Origin of the sequence: Synechococcus sp. H55.10 (assembly GCF_047502715.1) — a bacterium.
In the GTDB taxonomy this organism is placed as follows: Bacteria; Cyanobacteriota; Cyanobacteriia; order Thermostichales; family Thermostichaceae; genus Thermostichus.
Genome location: NZ_JANSJJ010000075.1, coordinates 1 through 987 on the forward strand (window position 1 = coordinate 1; position 987 = coordinate 987).

Consider the following 987-nt stretch of genomic DNA (forward strand, 5'->3'; position numbering starts at 1 on the left):
CCGCATACGCGCTCTAGTACGGTCTCGCGGGCTCGGAGAAGTGTATAAGAGACATTCTCACGGCCAACCGAGCAGAGGCCGTGGGTCAACACCGAGATATAAGGCGTAAACCAGTTGAGGACAAAAGCCGTATTAATTCGATCTTCTGAATTGACAATCAAAACTGCCTTCTGATCCCGCATTTCGTAACCATCGCAAATCATGCAGACATGAAGCGAGTAGCCTGCATATTCGTAGACATTTTGCATATCAGGCAATTGGGGCAAATAATCGATAATGCCCGTTGCTGCAATCAAATATTTGCTGCGAAAAACAGGGTAGATACTGTTGACTTTTCTTACTTTGACCTTGACAGCAAAAAGGTCTCCCTCATCTGTGACATCTTCCACAAAGCCCCATAGATAGTCCACCCCCAAGCTGAGGGCGTGCTCCCTCCCCTGTCGCAACAGCTCTCGTCCTGGCGTGTTTGGCGGCAGGCCCAGATAGTTGCGCAAATCCTGCATCCAAAAAGAGCGGCCTCTGCTCTTTTCCACCACCAGGCAGCTCAAGCCGTAGCGGGCCAGGTAAATGGCTGCCGACAGCCCCCCTGCGCCACCACCGGCAACAATAACGTCGTAGATTTTGTTCAGGCCAACTTCTAGGTTCCTGCTGTCCAGTTTCATAGACGGGATCCCCACACAAGCTTTCTACTGGATAAGATTGCAGCCCCAACAAGAAATCCGCAGCTCTAACTATCCTGTTCACGCCTCCCCTCTCTATTGTCTATTGAGGCTGAGACGTGTCGAAGGGGGAAGGGAGCAGTCCCAGCAGCCGTCTAGAATGGGGGCTGAACCCTCTGTTAGGAGAAGAGCCCTATGCCTGGCATCTTAGCCGCCCTTGCCCTCATCTTTATCGGCTACCTGTTCAACTCGGTCAAGATCATCAGCCAGGGGTATGAGGCACTGGTAGAGCGTTTGGGTAGGTTTCACCGCAAGCTGACACCCGGGT

At 52.3% G+C, this 987-nt stretch carries 1 protein-coding gene; it reads right to left on the reverse strand.

What is annotated here, in order from left to right; all coding sequences use genetic code 11:
- The coding region (locus tag NW858_RS05640) for an NAD(P)/FAD-dependent oxidoreductase (RefSeq protein ID WP_414520083.1) at positions 1–662 on the reverse strand (662 nt) is incomplete at its 3' end.
- Positions 663–987 lie beyond the last annotated feature (325 nt).